The organism is Brevundimonas sp. AAP58 (genome assembly GCF_001295975.1).
Classification (GTDB): Bacteria; Pseudomonadota; Alphaproteobacteria; order Caulobacterales; family Caulobacteraceae; genus Brevundimonas.
Genome location: NZ_LJHU01000011.1, coordinates 46,733 through 70,269, shown reverse-complemented (window position 1 = coordinate 70,269; position 23,537 = coordinate 46,733). Strand labels below are relative to the sequence as shown.

The 23,537-nt window shown below is 68.9% G+C and carries 22 protein-coding genes; 7 read left to right on the top strand and 15 right to left on the bottom strand.

The genetic code is table 11. The annotated features are described in order from the left end of the window. Positions 1-13: 13 nt before the first annotated feature. The gene (locus tag IP78_RS01560) at positions 14-415 is read left to right on the top strand and encodes a DUF983 domain-containing protein (RefSeq protein WP_054109953.1); all 402 of its coding nucleotides are present in this window, start codon (positions 14-16) and stop codon (positions 413-415) included. A 24-nt stretch (positions 416-439) separates the two neighbouring features. Here the strand turns inward: IP78_RS01560 and hemA are convergent, their stop codons facing one another. From hemA to bchF, 14 genes are read right to left on the bottom strand one after another with little or no spacing between them, the layout of a single operon-like run. Then, on the bottom strand, positions 440-1,657 hold the full coding sequence (gene hemA, locus IP78_RS01555; protein ID WP_054109995.1) for a 5-aminolevulinate synthase: 1,218 nt from the start codon (positions 1,655-1,657) through the stop codon (positions 440-442). 26 nt (positions 1,658-1,683) lie between these two features. Then, positions 1,684-2,490, bottom strand: coding sequence for a putative photosynthetic complex assembly protein PuhE (gene puhE, locus IP78_RS01550; protein ID WP_054109952.1), 807 nt, complete (start codon positions 2,488-2,490; stop codon positions 1,684-1,686). Between the two features lie 2 nt (positions 2,491-2,492). Then, positions 2,493-3,614, bottom strand: a complete 1,122-nt coding sequence (gene acsF, locus IP78_RS01545) for a magnesium-protoporphyrin IX monomethyl ester (oxidative) cyclase (RefSeq protein WP_082384788.1) — start codon at positions 3,612-3,614, stop codon at positions 2,493-2,495. Continuing rightward, complete coding sequence (locus IP78_RS01540; protein ID WP_029415332.1) at positions 3,611-3,895, bottom strand: hypothetical protein; 285 nt, start codon at positions 3,893-3,895, stop codon at positions 3,611-3,613. Before IP78_RS01540 ends, acsF begins: the two co-directional genes overlap by 4 nt. Next, a complete protein-coding gene (gene puhC / locus IP78_RS01535) occupies positions 3,892-4,350 on the bottom strand; it encodes a photosynthetic complex assembly protein PuhC (RefSeq protein ID WP_054109951.1) in 459 nt (152 codons plus the stop codon). The genes IP78_RS01540 and puhC overlap by 4 nt, the downstream gene beginning before the upstream one ends. 23 nt (positions 4,351-4,373) lie before the next feature. Next, on the bottom strand, positions 4,374-5,078 hold the full coding sequence (puhB, locus tag IP78_RS01530) for a photosynthetic complex putative assembly protein PuhB (protein ID WP_231680848.1): 705 nt from the start codon (positions 5,076-5,078) through the stop codon (positions 4,374-4,376). Continuing rightward, positions 5,075-5,851: a photosynthetic reaction center subunit H gene (gene puhA, locus IP78_RS01525; RefSeq protein WP_054109950.1), complete on the bottom strand. Its 777-nt coding sequence runs from the start codon at positions 5,849-5,851 to the stop codon at positions 5,075-5,077. The genes puhB and puhA overlap by 4 nt, the downstream gene beginning before the upstream one ends. Positions 5,852-5,875: 24 nt before the next feature. Then, on the bottom strand, positions 5,876-7,324 hold the full coding sequence (locus IP78_RS01520) for a BCD family MFS transporter (protein ID WP_054109949.1): 1,449 nt from the start codon (positions 7,322-7,324) through the stop codon (positions 5,876-5,878). Then, positions 7,321-8,031 (bottom strand): magnesium protoporphyrin IX methyltransferase, encoded by a 711-nt coding sequence (gene bchM / locus IP78_RS01515; protein WP_054109948.1) that lies wholly within the window; start codon positions 8,029-8,031, stop codon positions 7,321-7,323. Before bchM ends, IP78_RS01520 begins: the two co-directional genes overlap by 4 nt. After that, positions 8,028-8,930, bottom strand: a complete 903-nt coding sequence (bchL, locus tag IP78_RS01510; RefSeq protein WP_197272343.1) for a ferredoxin:protochlorophyllide reductase (ATP-dependent) iron-sulfur ATP-binding protein — start codon at positions 8,928-8,930, stop codon at positions 8,028-8,030. The genes bchM and bchL overlap by 4 nt, the downstream gene beginning before the upstream one ends. A gap of 17 nt (positions 8,931-8,947) precedes the next feature. Further along, positions 8,948-12,664 (bottom strand): magnesium chelatase subunit H, encoded by a 3,717-nt coding sequence (locus IP78_RS01505; protein WP_231680847.1) that lies wholly within the window; start codon positions 12,662-12,664, stop codon positions 8,948-8,950. Positions 12,665-12,698: 34 nt separating this feature from the next. Continuing rightward, positions 12,699-14,264 (bottom strand): ferredoxin:protochlorophyllide reductase (ATP-dependent) subunit B, encoded by a 1,566-nt coding sequence (gene bchB, locus IP78_RS01500; RefSeq protein ID WP_054109946.1) that lies wholly within the window; start codon positions 14,262-14,264, stop codon positions 12,699-12,701. Then, on the bottom strand, positions 14,264-15,589 hold the full coding sequence (locus IP78_RS01495) for a ferredoxin:protochlorophyllide reductase (ATP-dependent) subunit N (RefSeq protein ID WP_054109945.1): 1,326 nt from the start codon (positions 15,587-15,589) through the stop codon (positions 14,264-14,266). The genes bchB and IP78_RS01495 overlap by 1 nt, the downstream gene beginning before the upstream one ends. Beyond that, a complete protein-coding gene (gene bchF, locus IP78_RS01490; RefSeq protein WP_082384787.1) occupies positions 15,586-16,257 on the bottom strand; it encodes a 2-vinyl bacteriochlorophyllide hydratase in 672 nt (223 codons plus the stop codon). The genes IP78_RS01495 and bchF overlap by 4 nt, the downstream gene beginning before the upstream one ends. Positions 16,258-16,605: 348 nt before the next feature. Between bchF and IP78_RS01485 the strand changes: the two genes are divergently transcribed. From IP78_RS01485 to IP78_RS01460, 6 genes are all read left to right on the top strand, one after another. Further along, the gene (locus IP78_RS01485) at positions 16,606-17,514 is read left to right on the top strand and encodes a B12-binding domain-containing protein (RefSeq protein WP_054109944.1); all 909 of its coding nucleotides are present in this window, start codon (positions 16,606-16,608) and stop codon (positions 17,512-17,514) included. 31 nt (positions 17,515-17,545) lie between these two features. Next, entirely contained in the window at positions 17,546-18,979 is a 1,434-nt protein-coding gene (ppsR, locus tag IP78_RS01480) for a transcriptional regulator PpsR (protein WP_082384786.1), read from the top strand. Between the two features lie 181 nt (positions 18,980-19,160). Then, a complete protein-coding gene (gene chlG / locus IP78_RS01475) occupies positions 19,161-20,072 on the top strand; it encodes a chlorophyll synthase ChlG (protein WP_054109943.1) in 912 nt (303 codons plus the stop codon). Continuing rightward, a complete protein-coding gene (locus IP78_RS01470; protein WP_054109942.1) occupies positions 20,072-21,403 on the top strand; it encodes a BCD family MFS transporter in 1,332 nt (443 codons plus the stop codon). Before chlG ends, IP78_RS01470 begins: the two co-directional genes overlap by 1 nt. Next, positions 21,390-22,607, top strand: a complete 1,218-nt coding sequence (locus tag IP78_RS01465) for a geranylgeranyl diphosphate reductase (RefSeq protein ID WP_054109941.1) — start codon at positions 21,390-21,392, stop codon at positions 22,605-22,607. Before IP78_RS01470 ends, IP78_RS01465 begins: the two co-directional genes overlap by 14 nt. A 4-nt stretch (positions 22,608-22,611) precedes the next feature. Continuing rightward, positions 22,612-22,869, top strand: coding sequence for a hypothetical protein (locus IP78_RS01460; RefSeq protein WP_054109940.1), 258 nt, complete (start codon positions 22,612-22,614; stop codon positions 22,867-22,869). Positions 22,870-22,922: 53 nt separating this feature from the next. On the opposite strand, the gene IP78_RS01455 is transcribed toward IP78_RS01460, so the two are convergent. After that, positions 22,923-23,453: a cytochrome c family protein gene (locus IP78_RS01455; RefSeq protein ID WP_054109939.1), complete on the bottom strand. Its 531-nt coding sequence runs from the start codon at positions 23,451-23,453 to the stop codon at positions 22,923-22,925. Positions 23,454-23,537: the final 84 nt, after the last annotated feature.

Sequence of the window (23,537 nt, the reverse complement as noted above, 5' to 3'; positions counted from 1 at the left end):
GACAGGAGCAACCATGTCCGAAACACCGCCCGCCGAATGGCCCCGCCTGTCGACGCTTTCGACAGGCCTGCGCTGCCGCTGTCCCCGCTGCGGCCAGGGACCGCTGCTGAAGGGCTTTCTCACCATCCGCGACGCCTGCCCGGTCTGCAGTCTGGACTACGGTTTCGCCGAGCCCGCCGATGGCCCCGCCTTCTTCGCCATGAGCGCCATCGGCGTGGTCGGCATGATCGCCTTCATGGCTTTCGAGTTCACGGTCCAGCCCCCGATCTGGGTCCACTTCGCCGTGACCTTCCCGCTGATCGCCCTGGCCTGCGTGCTGGTTTTACGCCCCTTCAAGGGGTGGCTGGTCTCCGAGCAATGGATTCACAAGGCCGCCCCGCCCGAATGGGCAAGTTTAGGCAAGCACGGAGAATAGCTTCACGCGTGTAGCGAGTGGGGACTAGGCCGCGACCGAGGTCCGGGCCAGGGCGCAGTGGCTCCAGATCTCGGACAGGGCGTCGATCAGGCGGTCGATGTCCTCGTCGGTGTGGACGGGAGAGGGGGTGATGCGCAGCCGCTCGGTCCCCTGGGGCACGGTGGGATAGTTGATGGGCTGCACATAGATGCCGTGATGCTCCATCAGCCAGTCGGAGATCATCTTGCACTTGTGCGGGTCGCCGACCATGACCGGGATGATGTGGCTGTCGTTGGCCAGGTGCGGAATGCCCGCCAGGTCCAGGCGCCAGCGGACGCGGGCCACGCGGTCCTGGTGGCGGGAGCGTTCCATCTCCGATGACTTCAGGTGGCGCACGCTGGCGCAGGCGCCGGCCGCCACCGCGGGCGGGAGCGCCGTGGTGAAGATGAAGCCCGACGCATAGCTGCGCACCCAGTCGCACAGCGCGCTGGAGGCGGCGATGTAGCCGCCCATGACGCCGAACGCCTTGCCCAGCGTGCCCTCGATGACGGTGATGCGGTCCATCAGGCCTTCGCGCTCGGCCACGCCCGCGCCGCGCGGTCCATACAGGCCGACGCCGTGGACCTCGTCCAGATAGGTCATGGCGCCGTGGGCCTCGGACACCTCCACGATCTCGCGGATCGGGCCGATGTCGCCGTCCATGGAATAGACGCTCTCGAAGGCGACCAGCTTGGGCCGCGACGGGTCGATCTCGGACAGGAGCTGGTTCAGGTGCTCGGGGTCATTGTGGCGGAAGATCTGGCGCTCGGCGCGGCTGTGGCGGATGCCCTCGATCATGGAGGCGTGGTTCTGGGCGTCGGACAGGACCACGCAGTTCGGCAGACGCGCCGCCAGGGTCCCGAGCGCGGCCCAGTTGGAGACGTAGCCCGAGGTGAACAGCAGCGCCGCTTCCTTGCCGTGCAGGTCGGCGAGCTCGCGTTCCAGCAGGACGTGGTGGTGGTTGGTGCCCGAGATATTGCGGGTGCCGCCGGCGCCGGCACCGCAGCTGTCCAGCGCCTCGTGCATGGCCTTCAGCACATGGGCGGACTGGCCCATGCCGAGGTAGTCGTTGGAGCACCAGACGGTGACCTCGTCGGGGCCGTCGCCGTGCTTGACGGCACGGGGGAACGAGCCGCGCTTCCTCTCCAGCTCGGCGAAGACGCGGTAGTTGCCGGCGTCACGAAGGCTGTCGAGCTCCGCCTGGAAGAAGGTTTCATAGTTCATGGCGGACAGTCCCCCGGTGGTCTTTGTCATTGGTCGGCCTCCGCGAGGGCGACCTGGGTTGGTTTGGTTTCGGCCGTCAGCGCCCAGGCCCACAGCGCGCTCTCGGGCGCAGGTCGGCGGCGGGTGGCCGGCAGCATGAGGAAGCCGTGCTCGAGCAGGCCGAGCGCGGCCAGCGACAGCATCAGGACATAGCCGGTGCGGGCCCCGCCGCTGCTGAGCAGGGCGGCCTCGGCCAGCAGGATCGTCACGATGATCGAAGCGGCCAGCGATACCGGAAACAGGGCGTTGAAGCGGGCCTTCCTGAAGTAGGTGCCCAGATAGGCCAGGCCCTTGGGTAGCAGGCCGGACGGCGGATTGGGCACGCCCAGGAAGATGTTGAGTTTGGTCGACAGGCGCATGCCGAACAGCAGGAGGAAGGTCAGGGTCCCGACCTGGTTCGGCTGGCCCCAGGTCAGGGCGATGAAGGCCAGCGCGGTCAGGGCGAGCGCGATCTCGTGATGGATCACCGTTTCCGTGGATACGGCGAAGCGACGCCAGCCGGCGGCGTCGGGCGGGCAGGGGGTGCGGCGCGGGCCGGTCAGCTTGCCCATGAGGAAGCCCATCTCGTGCCAGCCCCAGACGGCCAGCGCGGCGCCGAAGGCGACGTAGGCGCCGTTCGCGCTGGTGTCGTCGGCCGACATCCACAGGCCCAGCATGGCAGCAACGGCCACGATCGCGCCGAGCATCAGCGACACGCCGAAGCTGGCCGCGTCACGACGCACCAGCCACAGAATCAGCCCCGTGGAGGCCCACCACAGACCGGCGGCGACGATGAGGGGCTGAACCGCGTCCATGACTACCAGCGCGGCTCCATGCGGACGTCGGCGGGCAGGGGATGGCGGTCTACAGGAAGGAGCAGAAGGCCGAGGAAGGTGGCGCCCGCCTTCAGCGTCAGGCCGAAGCGCTGGATGCCCGCGATCAGGCCGCCCCTGGCCTTGGCGTCGCCCATGGCGTCCGAGGTCTGGCGCAGGCGCTCCATGCCGTCGCGGAACCGGGGCTCATCGGTGCGCAGCGAGACCGGATAGACCTGCTTGGAGATCTCCGTGCAGATGCGGAAGACGTCGTAGTCATACTCGGTGATGTCGACGCCCAGCGCCTTGTGGAAGGCCGGCCGCATGTGATCCCGGACGTACATCGTGGCGTAGACCGACAGCAGGAAGAAGCGGATCCACCAGACGTTGCCGCCGGAAAGCAGCTTCGGATCGTTGCGCATCAGGAGCGCGAAGGCCTCGCCGTGCTTGAACTCGTCGTTGCACCACTGCTCGAACCATTTGAAGATCGGGTGGAAGCGCTTCTCGGGGTTCCGCTGCAGATGGCGGTGGATGGCGATGTAGCGGGCGTAGCCGATCTTCTCCGACAAATAGACGGCGTAGAAGATGAACTTGGGCTTGAAGTGAGTGTACTTCTTGACCTTGGTCAGGAAGCTCAGATCCACGCCGATCTTCGCGTCTTTCAGCGTGTCGTTGATGAAGCCGGCGTGGCGGCTCTCGTCACGGCTCATGTATTTGAACAGGGCCCGGATGTCGGGGTTCTGCACCCGCTTGGCGATCTCGGCGTAGAGGACGCAGCCCGAGAATTCTGACGTCAGGGACGACACCAGGAAGTCGGTGAATTCCTTCCGCAGATCCTCGGGCAGGTTTTCGATGATGCCGTCGAAGGCGGCGTCGCGCTTGAAGTGGTCCTTGTTCCGGTCCTCGGCGAACTCGGCCATCAGGGCGTCCCACTGGGCCCGGACCGGCGTCACGTCGATGCGGTCCAGCGCGGCGAAGTCGGTCGTATAGAACCGGGGCGACAGGACCGTGTCCTCGGTCGCCAGCTTCATCGAGCTGTCCGCGTTGACCTTCTGGCGGGCGGCCTCGCGGCGGAGCGCCGTCAGGCCGGGAGTTTCTTCATATTGGTCGAAGGGGACGGCGGTCACAGGGTCCTCCGGGGTGTGAAGCTGACATCGTAGAGTTCGCCGAACTCCAGGCCCGACGTCAGGCGGGTGAAGGTGCGTTCCAGCCAGGTGGCGCGTGTCACCGTGGCGGTGCGGCGGAAGGTGCGGCGTTCGCCAAAGGCGACGTGGATGGGTTCACCGTGCACCTGCACCGCATCGCCGGGGCCGATGACGGGATCGCCGTCCAGCGCGACGTGGGCGCAGAGATTCTCGTCGGAGTGCTCGACCTCGATCGTGCAGCCGGTGTCGAAACGACGGCTCATGCGGCGGTCTCCGAAGGTGGGGTCATCAGGTCGAGGAAGGCCTGACGGTTGGTGGGGCCGAAGGCATCCAGCTTGACCACGCGGCCGGTGGCCAGGTCCTGGATGGTCACCTTGCCGTCCGACCATTCGGTGACGCGGAAAGGCTGTTCGGAGCCCATCCCTTGCGCGCGGCGGTCGCGGACCAGGCCACGCAGCACACCCCGGACGAAGCCGCCGGTCGCGGGCGGGATGATGCGCTCCCCGTCATCGATCACGGTGACCACCACCCCGCCGTCGGCGCGGTCGGCGAAGCGCATGTCGGCGGAGGCCACTGCCGTGGCGTTCGACGCTTCGGCGACGCCGGGCGAGATCAGGCCCAGCCGCGTCGCCCCGACGCCGGCCACCGTCAGCCCGACCACCAGGATGGCGGCGATCAGGGGCGCTCGGGGAAAGGGCTGTTCGTCGAGGTTGGACATGGCCGGGTTCCTTGATCTCGGGTTCAGGCGGCTGCGGGCTGGCCGTCGGAGGGGGCCTGACGCTCGGGACGCGCCGTCGTGCGCACCGGCTCGGCCACGAAGGGCTTGTCGGCGGCGTTGGCGGCGAGCTGGAGCTGCAGGCTCAGGCGTTCGGCGACCGAGGCGACGTCGGGCAGGGCCCGCATCATCGGCTGGGGGTTCAGGATGGTGAACGGCCGGACGTGGGGCCACAGGTGCGGATAGGCGATGCGGGCACCGTCGGCGAGGCTCAGCGGAATGTCGCCGAAGCCCTTGGAATCAACCTTCACCGCCGCCGCGCCGATGGTACGGTAGGGGATGTTGAAGCACTTCGACAGGGCCACGCCGTGGCGCAGCACGAAGCGCTTGTTGGTCATCGTATAGACTGTCGTCCGGGCGACCAAGACGGCGTAACCCACCAGCAGGCCGACCGCGGCTGCGCCGACCGCGACCGTCCAGCCGACCGAGGTCAGGGTGGAGGCCAGGCCTGACCCCTGCATGACGCCGTTGACCAGATTCCAGACCGCCAGGACACCGAAATAGACGGCGACCCAGTGGGCCCGCATGGCGGTCCGAGCCAGAACGCGCCAGTCCGGCGCGCCCTGCCACAGGATGTGCTCGCCCTCGGGAAGCCGGCCGGGAAGCCCGCGGACGGGCTCTCCTTCGTGCTCCTGGCCGATGGCGGCGCTGATACCGGCCGGGCGGCTCACAGCCAGGGCTCCTGGCGGTCGCGCGTGGCGTAGAGGTGGCCGCCGCCGTAGTAGCCGACGATCTTCTCTTCCTCGAGCAGGGTGACCTGATCGGGGCTGGCCGTGGTCGGGACATCGGCGAACTGGGCCGAGGTGATGGCGCGAACCTTCACGGCGCGCGCGCCGCCATCGACGATGCACATCTGCATGGGCAGCAGCACCTTCTTGGTGCCGACGGCGACCTCGAGGTAGCGGATGATCTGCTCTGATCGGTCGGCCCAGATGTCGGAGACCTCGCCGCCCTTCTTGCCGTCGCAGCCCAGGACCGCCAGGCCGCGCGGATCGATGTCCTCACGGGCGACGTGGAAGTCAGGAGCGACCCGGAGCGGCACGATGCGCGGCAGGCCTTCCAGCGTCAGGTCGGCATAGTTCGGACGCTCGGCGTAGCCGCCCGGTCCGACGCCATCCAGCAGGGGATTGCCCGTGGGCTCCAGCGGCGATCCGTCGGTCGGGGCGCTGCGACGCGCGGCGATCGGGCGGGTGTCGCGGTTCTCCGGACGCGGCAGGACGCGGGTGCCGTGGCCGTGCGGGAGCAGGAAGGTCTTGGGCTTGGCGGTGAACAAGAGGCCGCCCAGCGGCTCGTGCTGACCGGTGACGTCGTTCTCCAGAGGATAGCCTTCGCGGCGATCCTCGCGACGGAGGTAGACGATCAGTCCGGCGAAGAAGAGCCAGAAGACCATCAGGGCGAGTTCTGCGGCGTCGAAATCACCGAAGAGGAAGGGACTGTTTTCCATGTCAGGCTCCTTTGCGAACCAGGATCAGGCGGGCAGATCGGCGAGGCCGAACCGTTGAGGGGTAAGCGACTGAGGCGAAGCGGCGGGCGCGTATCGGGCAAGGGGCCCGATGGCGACCAGGGCGGCGAACAGGAGGCCGATCTCCAGGTGGTAGACGACACCGTAGGCGGTGAAGGGCTGGCTCATCGCCGGGCCGAGGAGGCCTGACGAGGACAGGGCGGAGACGAGGTCGCGAAGCGCGCCCCCGGTGAGAACGGCGAGGCCGACGGCGGTCGCCTGGACCGCGCCCCAGGCGCCAAGCGCAATGCCGGACCGGCCGTCGCGGGCGAGCGACATCGCTGACGTCAGGGTGCCGACGGAGAACAGTCCGCCGCCGAGACCGATCATCGCGACGCCGAGGCAGAACAGGGGCGCGGACGCGAACGGTCCGGCGCAGATGACAGCGGCGAAGGCCAGAACGCCGATCACCAGGCCGTGGCCGGCCATTCGGTGCGGCTCGCCGCCCTGATTCAGACGACGGGCGGACCAGCCGAGACCGATCAGGGTGCCAAGCGCCCAGAGCGCCGTCAGGCCCGTGGTCTGGCCGACCGACAGGCCGAGGATCTGGCCGCCGTAGGGTTCGAGCAGCACATCCTGCATGGAAAAGGCGGCGGCGCCGAGGCCGGTGGCGACCAAGAGGCGGCCCGAGCGGCCGCCGGCGATGAACTGGGCCCAGCTGTCGCGGAACGGCGGGCGGGGCTGGGACGGCGCGGTGAGCGCCAGGTTCTGCGCCTCCTGCTTCCACAGGGCGGTCATGTTGAGGACGACTGCGACGAGGGCCGCGCCCTGGACGACGCCGACCAGCTTCACGGCCTGGAAGTCCATCAGGATCAGACCCATGGCGACGCCCGCGATCAGCATGCCGACCAGCAGCATGACGTAGAGCAACGCCACGACGCGGGGCCGGGCGTGCTCGGGTGCCAGGTCATTGGCGAGCGCCAGCCCTGCCGTCTGGGTGGTGTGGATGCCCGCGCCGGTCAGGAGGAAGGCGACCATCGCCGCGACATGGCCGATCCAGACCGCGCCGACTCCCTGGCCACCCGAGATCAGGAGGGCGAAGGGCATGATGGCCAGGCCGCCGAATTGCAGCAGTGTCCCGAACCAGATGTAGGGCCCGCGCCGCCATCCGAGATGGGAGCGATGGGTGTCCGATCGATGCCCGATAAGGGCGCGGAACGGGGCAAACAGGAAAGGCAGGGCGACCATGGTGGCGACCAGCACCGCCGGGACGTTCAGCTCCACGATCAGGACGCGGTTGAGCGTGCCCGTCAGGAGCACGGTGACCATGCCGACCGAGACCTGGAACAGCGACAGGCGCAGGAGGCGCGACAGCGGCAGCTCGGTCGTGGCGGCGTCGGCGAACGGCAGGCAGGCGCGCATCAGGCGCGCGAAGGCGGCCCGGTTGGCGTTTGCTCTCTGCCGCAGGTCGGTCATCGGCGCACGAGCTCCAATGCCTGGGACGTATAGAAGCCGCCCTGCACCCGGCGGGTGCGGCCCACCGAAACGCCGGGCAGGGCCGAGAGGCGGGCGGCGAGCGCGTCCAGCTTGGCCGGGACGATGGCCGGGGCGCGGTCGGCGCGCGGAAACAGCTTGCCCATGGTCAGCATCAGCATCAGGGCCGGCGTGCGCGGGGTGACGGTGAAGACGATCGAGCCGCGTGTCCGCTGCGACAGGGCCGCCAGCACGGCCACGATGTCGTCGGTCGGATAGTGGATCAGGCTGTCCATCGCCACGATGTGATCGAAGTCGCCGAGGTCCGGGCTCATCATGTCGCCGGCGCGCCAGTCGATGGCGCCGGCCAGGTCGGTGGGCGCGCGCTCGCGGGCGATGTCGACCAGGCTGGCGGAGACGTCGATGGCGACCACTTCGGCGCCGCGGCGGGCGGCCTCGACGGCCAGGGCCCCGGTGCCGCAGCCGGCGTCCAGAATGCGCAGGCCGGTCAGATCGGCGGGCATCCAGTTCAGCAGGACGCCGCGCATCTCGTCGCGCCCGGCCCGCACCGTGGCGCGGATCTTCGACACCGGCGCGTCACTGGTCAGCTGCGCCCAGGCGTCCAGCGCCGTGCGGTCGAAATAGGTCTCCAGCCGGCCGCGATACTGGTCCCAAGTCGCTGTCGTGCGGGTGTCGAGGGTGGCGCTCACTGATCGAACCCCAGGAACTCGAAGATGTCGCGGTCGCGCATCGGCTCGGCCTCGATGGCCTCCATGCCGTCCCACAGCGACTGGGCCAGGCGCATGTATTCGGCCTTGGCGGCTTCCAGCTCGTCGGAGCCGTCCATCTCGAACACGACCGACTTCTTCAGGCGGCTGCGGCGGATTTCGTCCAGGTCGCGGAAGTGGGCGATGCGCTTGAGGCCGATCGCGGCATTGAAGCGGTCGATCTCGTCGGTGCCCGAGCTGCGGTTGGCGATGATGCCGCCCAGACGGACCTGGTAGTTTTTGGACTTGGCCTTGATGGCCGCGACGATGCGGTTCATCGCGAAGATGCTGTCGAAGTCGTTGGCGGTGACGACCAGCGCCCGCTCGGCGTGCTGGAGCGGGGCTGCGAAGCCGCCGCAGACCACGTCGCCCAGCACGTCGAAGATCACCACGTCGGTGTCTTCCAGCAGGTGGTGTTCCTTCAGCAGCTTGACCGTCTGACCGACCACATAGCCGCCGCAGCCGGTGCCGGCGGGCGGTCCGCCCGCCTCGACGCAGCGCACGCCGTTGAAGCCTTCATAGACGTAGTCCTCGGGGCGTAGCTCCTCGGAGTGGAAGTTCACCGTCTCCAAGACGTCGATGACGGTGGGGACCAGGCGCTTGGTCAGGGTGAAGGTGCTGTCGTGCTTGGGATCGCAGCCGATCTGCAGCACGCGCTTGCCCAGGAGCGAGAAGGCAGCGGACAGGTTGGAGCTGGTGGTCGACTTGCCGATGCCGCCCTTGCCGTAGACGGCGAAGACCTTGGCCGAGCCGATGTTCAGCGTGGCGTCCATTTCCACCTGCACCGATCCCGCGCCGTCCGGGGGACGGCGCTTGAGGGTCTGGGGCATGTCGAGGGTCATGGTCATCAGTGTGGTCCTTAAGCCGCCGCGGCGGGCGTGAGCCCTTCGAGGCGGTCTTCGAGTTCGTCGGCGGCGTCGCGGAGCGCCTGGAGCGTAGCGGCGTCCGGGGCCCAGTAGGCGCGGTCGGAGGCTTCAAGCAGCCGGTTGGCCATGCGGGCGGAGGCCTTGGGGTTCAGGGTCGCCATACGGTCGCGCATGACGGCGTCCAGCACGAAGGTCTCCGAGATTTCCTGATAGACCCAGGGCTGGACGTCGCCTGTCGTGGCGGACCATCCCAGGGTGTTGGTCACCTGGGCCTCGATGGCGCGGACGCCCTCGGAGCCGTGCTTCAGCTGACCCTCGAACCAGCGGGGGTTCAGGACGCGGGTGCGGCTTTCCAGGGTGACCTGTTCGGCCAGGGTCCGGACCTTGCCTTCGCCTTGCGTCTGGTCGCCGATGTAGACGGGCGAGGCCTTGCCGCGGGCGCGTTCAGCCGACTTGGCGACGCCGCCCAGGGTGTCGACATAGTGGTCGATGGTGGTCACGCCGAGGTCGACCGAGTCGAGGTTCTGATAGGCCAGGTCGATGCCGGCGAGCGCGCTGTTCAGCAGGGCGGCCTGCTTCATCGGCTTGCCGTTGCGGCCATAGGCGAAGCCCTTGCGGCTCTCGAAGGCGTCGGCGAGCTCGCCCTCTTCGGTCCAGGCGCCCGAGTCGATCAGGGAATTGACCGAGGCCCCGTAGGCCCCCTCGGCGTTGGAGAAGACGCGGAGCGCGGCGGTTTCGAGGTCGCAGCCCAGCTTGGTCTGATGCTCCAGCGCGCGTTTGCGCACGAAGTTCTGCTCGACGGGTTCGTCGGCGGTGGCGGCCAGCCAGGCGGCGTCGGCCAGCATCTTCATCTGCAGCGGCAGCAGGTCGCGGAAGATGCCCGAGACGGTGGCGATCACGTCGACGCGGGGACGACCCAGCTCTTCCAGCGAGACCAGTTCCGCACCGCACAGGCGGCCGTAGCCGTCGAAGCGGGGGCGGGCACCCATCAGGGCCATGGCCTGGGCGATCGGGCCGCCTTCGGACTTCAGATTGTCGGTGCCCCACAGCACGATGGCCATGGATTCCGGCAGGGCACCCGTTTCCAGCTTGTGCTTGGCCAGAAGGCGGTCGGCCTGGCGGCGGCCGTCGGCGACGGCATAGGCCGAGGGGATGCGGAAGGGGTCGAAGCCGTGGATGTTGCGGCCCGTCGGCAGCATCTCGGGCGTGCGCAGCAGGTCGCCGCCGGGCGACGGCATGACATATCCGCCGTCTAGGGCCGCGATCAGGGCCTCCATCTCGGGGTTGGTCGAGAGCGAGACGTTGGTGGCGTGCAGGTGGCGGAACAGGTCGATGCCGGCGGTGTCGGAGGCCAGACCGCTGATGCCGAGCGCCGTGCGGGCGTCGGCGCCGTCCACGATGGCCTGGACCGCGTCGCGGCCGGGCTTGGGTCCCTCGCGGGCTTCGCTGACCGCGAGCAGCAGATCGACCCGTTCGTCGGCGGTGAAGGCCTCGCCCAGGACGTGCAGGCCGTTGGGGATCAGGGTCTGCTCCAGCTCCTGGAGCGTCGCGATCAGGGCGTTGACGCGGGCGCCCTCGGTGCCGTCGATCAGCTCGAGGTTCAGGACTTCGGCGGCCTCGAAGATCATCGGAGCCAGCTGGGCGCGCTCGGCGGAGGCCTCGACCTCGGTCGCCCGCCAGCGATCGACCAGGGCCTTGAGGTCCAGCAGACCCTTGTAGAGGCCTGCGTCGCTGACCGGCGGCGTGACGTAGCTGATCAGCGTCGCGTTCGAGCGCCGCTTGGCGATCATGCCCTCGGACGGGTTGTTGGCGGCGTAGAGATACAGGTTCGGCAGGTCGCCGATCAGGCGGTCGGGCCAGCAGGCTTCCGATAGGCCGGTCTGCTTGCCGGGCATGAACTCCAGCGCGCCGTGGGTGCCGAAGTGGAGCACGGCGTGGGCACCGAAGTCCTCGCGGATCCAGCGGTAGAAGGCGCTGAAGGCGTGCGTCGGGGCGAAGCCGCCCTCGAACATCAACCGCATCGGGTCGCCCTCGATGCCGAACGGCGGCTGCAGGCCGACGAAGACGTTGCCAAAGCGCGCGCCCAGCACGAACAGGTCCGAGCCGTTGGTCAGGGACTTGCCGGGGGCGGGGCCCCAGACCGCTTCGATGTCCTTCAGCCAGGTCTCACGGCGGACGTGGTCCTCGGCCGGGATGCGGACGTGGACGTTGCCGTCGGTGCCGAGACGGGCGGCGTTGCCCTCCAGCATGATTTCGCGCAGCGCATCGACGCTTTCGGGAACCTCGACCGTATAGCCCTCAGCGGCGAGGCGGGTCAGGGTCTTGTGCAGGCTGGCCCAGACCGACATCTGGGCGGCCGTTCCGGCGGCCCCGGCGTTGGGCGGGAAGTTGAACAGGACGGCGGCGATCCTCCGATCCGCGCGGGCCGAGCGGCGAAGCGCGATCATACGATCGACGCGCTGGGCCAGGGTGGCGGCCCGTTCCGGACAGGCGACCATCGACTTGGCGTCGGCACCGGGGAAGGTGCAGCGGCGACGGCAGCCGGTGCAGGCCTCGCCCGATCCGTCGGTGCGACCGCCGAACATCATGGGGGCGATGCCGCCGTCCAGCTCGGGGATGGAGACCATCATTGTGGCTTCCAGCGGCAACAGACCCTGGTCGCCCGCGCTCCACTGCTGGAACGACTGGAATTCCAGCGGGTGGGCCGAGATGTAGGGGACGTCGAACTTGCCCAGCACTTCGGCCGCGGCCTCGGAGTTGTTGTAAGCGGGCCCGCCGACCAGCGAGAAGCCGGTCAGGTTGATCATGGCGTCCACCGCCGGACGGCCGTCCTTCATGAACAGCTTGTCCATCGCCGGGCGGGCGTCCAGGCCGTTGGCGAAGGCGGGGATGACCCGCACGCCGCGCGCCTCGAAGGCCTCGATCACGCCGTCGTAGTGGGCGGCGTCGCCTGCCAGGACGTAGGAGCGCAGGATCACCAGACCGACCGTGCCGTTCGACCCATCGTGGGTCGGCAGGGCATCCGCGCTCTCGGCCATGCGGGCCGACGCCGTGTCGCCCATGCGGGGGTGATAGACGCCGATCTCGGGATACTCGACCGGGGCGGCGGCCTTCATCGTGCCGCGCAGGGCCCGCCGCTCGCCGTCGGCGTAGCGGTCGACCAGGTACCGGACCATGGAGACCATGTTCTCGGTCGAGCCGGCGAACCAGTACTGCAGGGTCAGGAAATAGGCGCGCACGTCCTGGGCCGTGCCGGGCACGAAGGCCAGGATCTTGGGCAGGCGGCGCAGCATGGCCATCTGCTTTTCGCCGGGGACGCCGCCGGTCGCCTTGGTGTTTCCGCGCAGCTTCTTCAGCATGGCCAGCGGACCCTTGGTCGAGCCGTCCATCTTGTAGGGACCCATGCGGGTCAGCTTCACGACCTCGGCCGCCGACATCATGCAGACCATGGCGTCGCAGGCTTCATTGCGCGCCTTCAGCGCCGGCAGGACCATCTGGACGTGATCGTCGACGAACAGCATCGAGGCGATGACGATGTCGCCGGTGGCGATGTCGGCCAGGCAGGCGTCGAGCGCGGTCTGGTCGCTGCCCCACTCCGACGCCGCGTGCAGGGCGACGGTCAGGCCCGGGACGGTGCGGCGCAGCTCAGCCTCGGCGGAGGCCACGGCGCCCGCCAGATGATTGTCGAGAGTGACGATGACCACACGCATCTGTGGCGTCGTGGGGCCCGTCGGGGTGCTGTGCTCAGCGGCTGTAGTGCGATTTCGCATCGTACAGCGTCTCCACCCCTATGGTCGCCAAGCCGTGCTCTGCGGCGAAGCGTTCCGTATTCTTCTTGGCCTTGCCCCTCACGAAGAAGGGGATTTTCTTGAGTTCGGCCTCTGCGTCCGGAGCCCAGACGATCTCCGAGGAGACCGAGGCGACATCGGTCGAGGCGACGGCGTCGGCCGCGAGCGGAACCGTCGTCTTCGCCGCGCTCGCGCCGTGTCCGCCGAGGTGCGAGGCACCGGCCTCGTCCGAGAACTCGAAGTCGTCGCGGAACATGTGGAGCAGGTGCTCTTCCAGTCCCATGACCAGCGGATGCACCCAGGTGTCGAACAGGACGTTGGCGCCCTCGAACCCCATCTGGGGCGAGAAGCGGGCCGGGTGGTCCTGGACGTGGAAGGGGGCCGAGATGACGGCGCAGGGGATGCGCAGCCGCTTGGCGATGTGGCGCTCCATCTGCGAGCCCAGCACCAGTTCGGGCTGGAGCGCGGCGATGGCGTCCTCGACCTCGAGGTAGTCGTCGGTGATCAGGGCGGTGAGGCCCAGGTCGGCGGCGGCGGCGCGGACCTCGCGGGCGAACTCGCGATTGTAGCAGCCCATGCCGACGACCTCGAAGCCGAGCTCCTCGGAGGCGACGCGGGCGGCGGCGATGACGTGGGTGGCGTCGCCGAAGACGAAGACGCGCTTGCCGGTCAGGTAGGTGGAATCGACCGAGCGCGACCACCAGGGCATCCGCGACGGGACGCCGTTCAGCACGGGCGCGGGATCGAGCCCGGTCAGGGCGCAGACCTCCTTGATGAAGTCGATCGTCGCGCCATAGCCCAGCGGCACGGTCTTGATGGAGGGCTGGCCGCACTGCTTCTCGAGCTGTTTGGCGGCCTCTCCGGCGATCTCGGGATAGAGCACGACGTTGAAGTCGGCGGCCCCCAGGCGGGCGATGTCGGCGGGCGTCGCGCCCAGCGGGGCGGTCACGTTGATCTGGACGCCCATCCGCTCCAGCAGCCGGGTGATCTCCACCACGTCGTCGCGGTGACGGAAGCCGAGCGCCGTGGGGCCGAGGATGTTGCAGACCGGCTTCCTGCCCGCCATCGGCGTGCGCTCGACGGCGGTCGTCAGGTGACGGACCAGCTGGCGGAAGGTCTCGGCCGCGCCCCAGTTTTCCTTCTTCTGATAGCTGGGCAGCTCCAGAGGAATGACCGGGATGGGCAGGCCGATGGCCAGCGCCATGCCGGCGGGATCGTCCTGGATCAGCTCGGCGGTGCAGGAAGCGCCGACGATCATGGCCTGGGGCTGGAAGCGGGCATGGGCGTCGATGACGGCGGTCTTGAACAGCTCGGCCGTGTCGGTGCCCAGATCGCGCGCCTGGAAGGTGGTGTAGGTCACCGGCGGGCGGGCCCCGCGCCGCTCGATCATGGTGAACAGCAGGTCGGCGTAGGTGTCGCCCTGGGGGGCGTGCAGGACGTAGTGCAGACCGGACATCGCCGTGGCGATCCGCATCGCGCCGACATGGGGCGGGCCTTCGTAGGTCCAGACGGTCAGCTGCATCAGACAGCCCTCCGCCGAATGGGCACGATGGCGTCCGACAGGCGGTCCTGGCGGTTCATCGGGCGGGCGAACAGCTCGGCCAGATCGGCCGCCTGGTCGAAGCCGTGGACCGGCGAGAAAACGAGCTCGATCGACCACTTGGTCGTCAGGCCTTCCATCTCCAGCGGATTGGCGAGGCCGAGGCCGCAGACGGACAGGTCAGGGCGGGCGGCGCGGCAGCGGTCCAGCTGGCGGTCCACGTCCTGGCCTTCGCTGAGCACCGTGGACGACGGCAGCAGGGCCAGTTCCTTGTTCAGATGGACGCGGTGCAGATAGGGGGTGCCGACTTCGAGCGGGACCATGCCGAGCTCGCGCGACAGGAACCGCGCCAGCGGCACCTCCAGCTGCGAGTCGGGGAAGAAGAAGATCGACTTGCCTTCCAGGGCGGGGCGGACCTTTTCCAGGGCGCGGGCGGCGCGTTCGCGGCCTGGCGCGACGACCGAGCGGAACAGCATCTCGTCCACGCCGAAGGCGACGGCGGCGGCGTGCAGCCAGTCGGTGGTGCCTTCCGCGCCGAACGGGAACAGGGCGTCCAGACGGACCGCGCCGCGATCCTCCAGGGCCCGGGCCGTGTCGCCGAGGAAGGGCTGGGCCACCAGGAAGCGGGTGTTGGGACCGACGCTGGGCAGGTCGGCGATCTTGCGGGCGGGCAGAGCGTCCACCCGCTCGATGCCCATGGCGGCGAACAGGCGGCGGAACTGGTCCTCGACCACGTCGGGCAGGGCGCCGACGATCAGCAGGGACTGCGCGGCATCGGCCGGAGCCGCGGCCATCTGGGGCACGAGGGCGGCCAGGCAAGCGTCTTCGCCCTGGGTGAAGGTCGTCTCGATGCCGCTGCCGGAATAGTTCAGGACGCGGACATTGGGGCTGTGTTTCTCGGACAGGCGTCCGGCGGCGCGGCTGAGGTCCAGCTTGATGACCTCCGACGGGCAGGAGCCGACGAGGAACAGGAGCTTGATGTCCGGCCGGCGCGCCAGCAGGCGGTCGACCACCCGGTCCAGTTCGTCATTGGTGTCGGTCAGGCCGGCGAGATCCTTCTCCTCCATGATGGCGGTGGCGAAGCGCGGCTCGGCGAAGATCATGACCCCGGCCGCCGACTGGATTAGGTGGGCGCAGGTGCGCGAGCCGACGACCAGGAAGAAGGCGTCCTGCATCTTGCGGTGCAGCCAGACGATGCCGGTCAGGCCGCAGAAGACCTCGCGTTGGCCGCGTTCGCGCAGGACCGGGGATTCGGCGCAGCCCCCCGACGCGGGGGAGCGATCGAGGAGGGCTGCAGGCGCGCTCATGCGGGCATCGCCTGCGGGGGCGATTGCGCCGTGCGGTCGCCCTCGAGCCGGGCCTGACGCAGTTTCCAGACGAACTGGAAAGCGTTGATGACGTAGGCGGCGTAAGCGGCCAGAGCGATCGCCATCTGCTCGGCCGGCGTGCCCCATCCGGCCAGCACTGCCGCCAGGTAGGCGGTGTGCAGCGCCAGCACGAGCATGGAGAAGACGTCTTCCCAGAAGAAGGCCGGAGCGAAGAGGTAGCGTCCGAAGACGACCTTCTCCCACACCGCGCCGGTCACCATGATGAGGTACAGCAGGCCCGTCTTGACCAGGATCGACACCGTCGCGGCGGTCGCGCCTTCACCTGTCCACAGATATCTGAGGACCAGGACGAAGCTGATTCCGAAGGCGATGAACTGGATGGGAGCGAGGATCCCCTGGACCAGGGTCCACGGCGTCGAGTCGCGCCGCGCGCGTTCCTCGGGCGTATAGAGGGGGCGGCTGGCCCGCATCGCGCGCAGGCTGCGCAGCGTCAGGCGGTGATCGCCGGTGTGGGCGCTCCAGGGGCAGGGCGCGACGGCGTCCAAGGCGGCGCCGAACAGGCGATCAACCAGATTGCGGCCGGGGTCTGAAATCCCCTTGTGGCGGTCATTCTGGCCGCCCTGGGGGTGGATCGCGCTCGAGGACATCGACCGTCTCCGGGTCGCCCCGAGATAGAGGCGATGACCGGAGCCTAGGTCCGCGACCCCACAAGTGTCAAATAGATTGGACGTAAACTGAAATTGACACAGCGAAGCTTTCTCACCTTGACTCTTTCAATGAACAGGCAGCGAATGTCGCTCGTGAGTTGAGAGACGCGCGTGCGTCGCATGGCCCGAACCCCCACCCGCGCATCGTCGCGGTGACGGGGGACAAAAGGATGGGCCAGGATGCGAGACGATCCGGCGGGGCATACTTCCCGTCGGTCCATCAGACTGCATCGCCGGGTGGGTGGGGATCACGCCTGACGTTGGACGACACTCCTGGGGAGGAGTTCAATGGCCGACACCCATCGCGCGCCCGATGCGCCGTCTCACCGCCGACCCAGTCCGGGGCCTCAGCGCGAAACCGTTGGCAACGTCGTATCCCTGGCGCGAGACATCGGCCAGAGCGAGCTGCCCGCGTCTTCCGATCCGTCCCCCCTGACACTCGCTCGCCTGATCGAGGGCGAGATCATTCCCCGCCTGCTGATGGCCCATCGCGCGGGTTCCGACAGCGACGTGATCCCCATGACCACGGGCGTGATCGCTCCTGCGGAGCTGGAACGGTTCTCGCGGATGGTGATGGTCTCGGACCTCTCGGCCCTGGTTGACCACGTGGATCTCCTGACCCGTCGCGGCGTCGGGATCGAGACGATCTACTTCGACCTTCTGTCGCCGGCGGCCAAGCGCCTGGGCGAGATGTGGGAGGCGGACGACTGCGCCTTCACCGACGTCACCATCGGCCTGTGCCGCCTGCAGCAGCTGGTCTACGAGTTCGCCGACCGCATGCATGTCGAGGCCGGGGGTGGGGACGGTCGCACCGCCCTGTTCGCCCTGACGCCCGGCGATCATCATTCCTTCGGCCTGGTCCTGGTGGTGGAATACTTCCGCCGCGCGGGCTGGCGCACCGTCTGCATGCCCGACGCCACGGCGCGGGATCTGCGCGATGCCGTGCGTGGCGAGTGGTTCGACCTGGTCGGCTTCTCCATGGCCGACGAGCGGTGGCTGGACACCCTGGCCCCTGTCATCTCCGATGTCCGCACGGCCTCGATGAACGAGGATGTCCGCGTCATCGTCGGCGGCCGCGCCTTCGAGACCGACCCCGCCCGCGTCGCCCGCGTGGGGGCCGACGAAACGGCCGGCGACGCCCGCCAGGCCGTCCGCGTGGCCGAAGCCCTGTTTCAGCGCCGGCAATCGGTCGCTTGAATATGGGGCGCCGCATCGATAATGGCCCCCGATGACCGTTCAGCCGCCCTCCCCGGCAGCCATCGCGTTTCGGGAGCCTGATCGGGCCTTCGGAGGCCTGGCGGCAGACACCGCGGCGGGGCTCGTCTCCGCCGCCAGTGACCTCGCCCTGATCCTGGATCGTGAAGGCGTCATCCGCGACGTCTCCGTTTCCAGCGGCGATCTGGCCGAGCACGGCATCGGCGACTGGCTGGACCGGCGCTGGATCGACACCGTCACCGATGACAGCAAGGCCAAGGTGGCCGAGATGCTGGACGCAGCCTTCAAGGGCCATGCGGCGCGCTGGCGCCAGGTCAACCATCCGGCGGATGACGGCGCTGACATTCCGGTCCGCTACTTCGCCTTGTCTGCGGGCCTCGATGGCCGCGTCATCGTCATCGGGCGCGACCTTCAGGCCTCGGCGATTCTCCAGCAGCGGCTGCTCGCCGTCCAGCAGTCGGTCGAGCGCGACTATCTGCGCCTGCGCCAGGCGGAGCAGCGCTATCGCCTGCTGTTCCAGAGCGCGTCTGAGGCCGTGCTGATTCTCGACGGCACCAGCCGCCGCATCCGCGAGGCCAATCCGGCGGTGCAGAAGGTCACTGGCCGCGACCCCGTCGCCGTGATCGGCCAGCCGTTCAACACCCTGCTCGATTCCTCCAGCTTCGCCGAGGCCGAGGAGCTGCTGTCGTCGGCCAACAGCAGCGCGGGGGGCGCCTCCACGACCGTGCGACTGGCGGGCGGCGCTGCGTGCCTGCTGTCGGCATCGCTCTATCGCCACGACAGGATGGCGTCGCTGCTGGTGCGGCTCACGCCCGAGAGCCTGGCCCCTGTCGCCGATCCGAATGCGGCCCTGACGGCGGTGTTGTCGCGGATCTCTGATGCTTTCGTCGTGACCGACACCGACCTGCGTATCCTGACGGCCAATCCGGCCTTTCTGGACCTGGTCCATCTGGCCAGCCGGGAGGAGGTGGTCCACCTGCCGCTGGACCGCTATCTGGGGCGGCCCCAGATCGACCTGAAGGTCATGCTGGCCCAGCTGAAGGAGCACGGCTCGCTGCGTAACTTCGCCACCGTGATCCGATCCGGCTTTGGCGAGCCTGAGGACGTCGAGGTGACCGCCGTGGTCGTTCCCGACGACAGCCGGCCGACCTATGGCTTCAGCATCCGCAACGTCTCGCGCCGCCTGCCGTCAGGCGACGGGGTCTCGACGGCCCTGCCGCTCGGGGCGACGGCCCGTTCGGTCGAGCAGCTGACCCAGCTGATCGGACGGGTGCCGATGAAGGACATCGTGCGCGAATCGACCGACCTGATCGAGAAGATGTGTATCGAGGCGGCCCTGAACCTGACCCAGGACAACCGCGCCTCGGCCGCCGACGTCCTGGGCCTCAGCCGCCAGAGTCTCTATTCAAAGCTGCGTCGCTACGGCCTGGGCGATCTGGACGACTGATGCGTCCGGAACTGACGTGCGCGTCGGTGACACTGTTCCGCCTTCCAGATCGGTTCGGTCTGCGCGACACGCTCGGTGAGAGAAGTGAGAGTCACTTCCACGCCCGGCACTGACTCCCATTTCACGGCCTGAAGTGTCCAATCAAGTTGACACTCGACCCTGTCCAGACCTACCGTCACCTATGGACAGGACGCTTCCCGCGCCGTCGCCTGCCGCACCCTCGCCGGGCGCCGTGCTGGAGCTGTTCAAGCCGATCACCTGGTTTCCGCCCATGTGGGCCTTCGTCTGCGGGGTGATCTCGTCGGGCGCGTCGTTCGAGGGGCGGTGGCTGTTTCTGATCGCGGGCGTGGCCCTGACCGGGCCTCTGGTCTGCGCCACCAGCCAGGCCGTCAACGACTGGTTCGATCGGCATGTGGACGCCATCAACGAGCCGCATCGACCGATCCCGTCTGGCCGCATTCCGGGGCGTTGGGGCCTGTGGATCGCCATCGTCTGGACCGGGCTGTCGCTGGTCGTGGCGGCGCTGACCGGGCCGTGGGTGCTGGCGGCGACGACGCTGGGGCTGGCTCTGGCCTGGGCCTATTCGGCGCCGCCTTTCCGTCTGAAGGCTTCGGGCGTAGCGGGGCCTCTGGCCTGCGCCTTTTCCTATGAGGGGCTGACCTGGTTCACGGGGGCGGCGGTCATGGCCGGGGCGCTGCCGAGCATGCCGGTGCTGCTGCTCGCCGGGCTCTACAGCCTGGGGGCCTACGGCATCATGGTGCTGAACGACTTCAAGGCGGTCGATGGCGACCGGGCGATGGGCCTGCGCTCGCTGCCAGCCGTGCTGGGGGAGGACAGGGCGGCGCGCATCGCCTGCGTCGCCATGGCCGCGCCCCAGGTGGTGGTCGTGGCCCTGCTGTTCGTCGCCTGGGACCGTCCGTGGCACGGGCTGGCGGTCGCGGCGCTCCTGGCCGCGCAGATCGCCTGCATGGTCCGTCTGCTGGGGCGGCCGAAGGATCTGACGCCCTGGTACAACGCCACGGGCACCACGCTTTACGTCATCGGCATGATGGTCTCGGCCTTCGCGGTCTCGAACCTGTCGGGAGCAAACTGATGGAACGCGGTCAGCAGGCGGGGCTGTCCTGGCTTGGCATCGTCCGTTTGGGTCTGGTGCAGAGTGCGCTCGGCTCGATCGTCGTTCTGACGACGTCGACGCTGAACCGTGTCATGGCGGTGGAGCTGGCCCTGCCGGTGGCGCTGCCTGCAGCGCTCGTCGCGTGGCACTATGTCGTGCAGCTGTCGCGGCCGCGCTGGGGACATGGGTCGGATCAGGGACGGCGGCGCACGCCGTGGATCGTCGGCGGGATGGGGGTGCTGGCGCTGGGTGCGCTGCTGGCCACCAACGCCACGGCCCTGATGGCGTCATCGACCTGGGCGGGGATCGCTCTCGCTGTTCTCGCCTTCTCCATGATCGGGGCGGGCGTCGGTGCGGCGGGGACGTCGCTGCTGGCGCTGCTGGCCACCCGCGTCGCGCCGCAGAGGCGACCGGCGGCGGCGGCCATCACCTGGATCATGATGATCGTGGGAATCGTGCTCACCGCTGGGATCGGCGGAGGACTGCTCGACCCCTTCTCCATGGCGCGGCTGGCGGTGGTGGCGTCGGGCGTGGCCCTGATCGCCTTCGTCGTGACGCTGCTGGCCACCTGGAAGATGGAACGTCCAGCGGTCGCGCCGGTCGTGGCGGCGGAGGTGCCCACGCCCTTCGCCGAGGCGCTGAGGCAGACCCTCGCCGATCCGAAGGCGCGGCTGTTCGCCGTGTTCGTGCTGGTGTCGATGGTGGCCTACAGCGCCCAGGAACTGATCCTGGAGCCGTTCGCGGGCCTGGTCTTTTCCATGACGCCCGGTCAGTCGACGCAGATGTCCGGCGTCCAGAACGGCGGGGTGTTGCTGGGCATGGTGCTGGTCGGCGCGCTGGGCGGTTTCATCGGCGGCAAGGGCCGCGGGTGGATGCGCGGTTGGACCATCGCGGGCTGCGTCGGCTCGGCGGCCATGCTGGGTCTGCTGACGGCGGCCGCCGCGATTGGACCGAGCTGGCCGATCCTGCCGACGGTGTTCGGGCTGGGCTTCTTCAACGGCATGTTCGCGGTCGCCGCCATCGGCTCCATGATGGGGCTGGCGGGCCAGGGCGAAGGCCCGCGCGAAGGCATCCGCATGGGCGTTTGGGGCGCAGCGCAAGCCCTGGGCTTCGCGGCCGGCGGCTTCCTCGGTGCCGTCGGCGTCGATATCGGACGCGGACTGATGGGCGCCGATGCGCCTGCCTTTGGTCTCGTCTTCACGCTGGAGGCAGGGCTGTTCCTGGCCTCGGCCATCATCGCTTCACGGATCGGCGCACCGGCATCCTCCGTCGCCTCACCCGTCACGGGAGCCCGTCATGTCCAGGCCTGAACTCGGCGTCATCGCCGAGACCTTCGATTGCGTCGTGGTGGGGGGCGGGCCGTCGGGCGCGACCGCCGCGCGGCATCTGGCCGAGCAGGGGCGCACCGTCCTGCTGCTGGACCGGCAGGGGCGCATCAAGCCCTGCGGCGGAGCCATCCCGCCCCGGCTGATCCGCGACTTCGACATTCCCGACAGCCTGATCTGCGCCCGAGCCTCCGAGGCCCGGATGATCGCGCCATCGGACAAGCGCGTGCGCATGCCGATCGAGGGCGGCTACGTCGGCATGGTCAACCGCGAGACCTTCGACGAATGGCTGCGCGTCCGCGCCGAGCGGGCGGGGGCCCAGCGGCGGACCGGCATCTACACCGGTATCGAGCGCGAGGCCGACGGCTCGGCCGTGGTGCTGTATCGCGCGGTCGGAGTCGACAAGGACGCGCCGCCTATGGCCGTGCGGGCGCGGATGGTGATCGGGGCCGACGGAGCCAAATCCTCGGTCGCTGCACAGGAAGTGAAGGGGGCGGATCGGCAGCGCTACGTCTTCGCCTATCACGAAATCATCAAGGCCCCCTCGCGGGGCGCGGCAGACTTCGAGCCGCAGCGGTGCGATGTCTGGTACCAGGGTCAGCTGTCGCCGGACTTCTACGCCTGGATCTTCCCGCATGGGGATACGGCGTCGATCGGCGTGGGGTCGATGCAGAAGGGATTCTCGCTGAGGACCGCGACGACGGCGCTTAGGAAGCTGACCGGTCTGGACGCCTGCGAGACGGTGCGGACGGAGGGAGCCCCGATCCCGCTGAAGCCGCTGAAGCGCTGGGACAACGGCCGCGACGTGATCGTGGCGGGCGACGCGGCCGGCGTCGTCGCCCCGGCGTCGGGCGAAGGCATCTATTATGCGATGGAGTGCGGGCGGCTGGCGGCGGAGGCGGTCGAGGCCGCCTTGCTGAACCGGGACCCGCGCCATCTGAAGACGGCGCGCAGCCGTTTCATGAGGGCCCACGGCAAGGTGTTCATGGTGCTCGGGGTCATGCAGCACTTCTGGTACCGCTCCGACAAGCGCCGGGAACGCTTCGTCAGCATGTGCGCCGATCCCGACGTCCAGGCCCTGACCTGGCAGGCCTACATGAACAAGGAACTGGTGCGGGCGAAGCCGGCGGCGCACGCGCGCATCTTCCTAAAGGACATGGGCCACCTGCTGGGCCTGCGCCCGGCCTGACCCTGTGCAGGCCTTCTTCGCCAGCGGTCATGCGGTTGACGTCGTTCTGGTCGTCATCGCCGTAGAGGCGGCGTGGCTCATCGCAACGCGCCGCATGAATGTCTGGTCGACGCTGCTGGTGCTCGGACCTGGCGTCTTCATCCTGCTCGGCGTGCGCGCTGCCCTGGTCGGGGCCGACTGGTCGTGGGTCAGCCTGGCGCTGCTGGCGTCCTTCCCGCTGCACCTTCTGGACCTGAGACGACGGCTGACCAATCGCCCATAGAAAAAGGCCCCGGTGTCTCCACCGGGGCCTCGATCTTCAGACGTTCGGCTCGATCAGGACTGGGTCGCCAGATAGGCGATCACGTCCGCGCGTTGCTGCGGGTCGCGCAGGCCGACAAAGGCCATCTTCGTGCCCGGCATGAAGCCACGGGGGTCTTCCAGGTAGGTGAACAGGGTCTGGGCGTCCCACGTCGCGCCGCTGTTCTTGTTGGCGGTCGAGTAGTTGTAGCCCGGGACCTGGCCGGCGGTGCGGCCGACGATGCCGTGCAGCGACGGGCCAACGCGGTTCACGCCGGGCTCGACGACGTGGCAGGTGCGGCACTGGCCGAAGATGCGCTGGCCGGCGGCCGGGTCGCCGGTCAGGCCGGCAACCTGCAGGGTCGCGCCAGCGGCGGCGGGAGCGGCGGGGGCGACAGCGGGTTCAGCCGCGGGAGCGGGCTCGGCGGCGGGCGCTTCAGCAGCGGGAGCCTCGGCCGCAGGAGCCTCGGCAGCGGGGGCCTCGGCCTCTTCGCTACCGCCCGAGCAGGCGGCCAGACCGAGAAGGGCGCTCGCCGCAACGACACCCGCAATACCAAACTTACGCATACCTGCAGCCTCCCTGGGATTACAAAGTTGGCCGGACCATAGACCCGGCGCTTGGACTGTCAACTGCGGCGCTGGCGGCAAGTT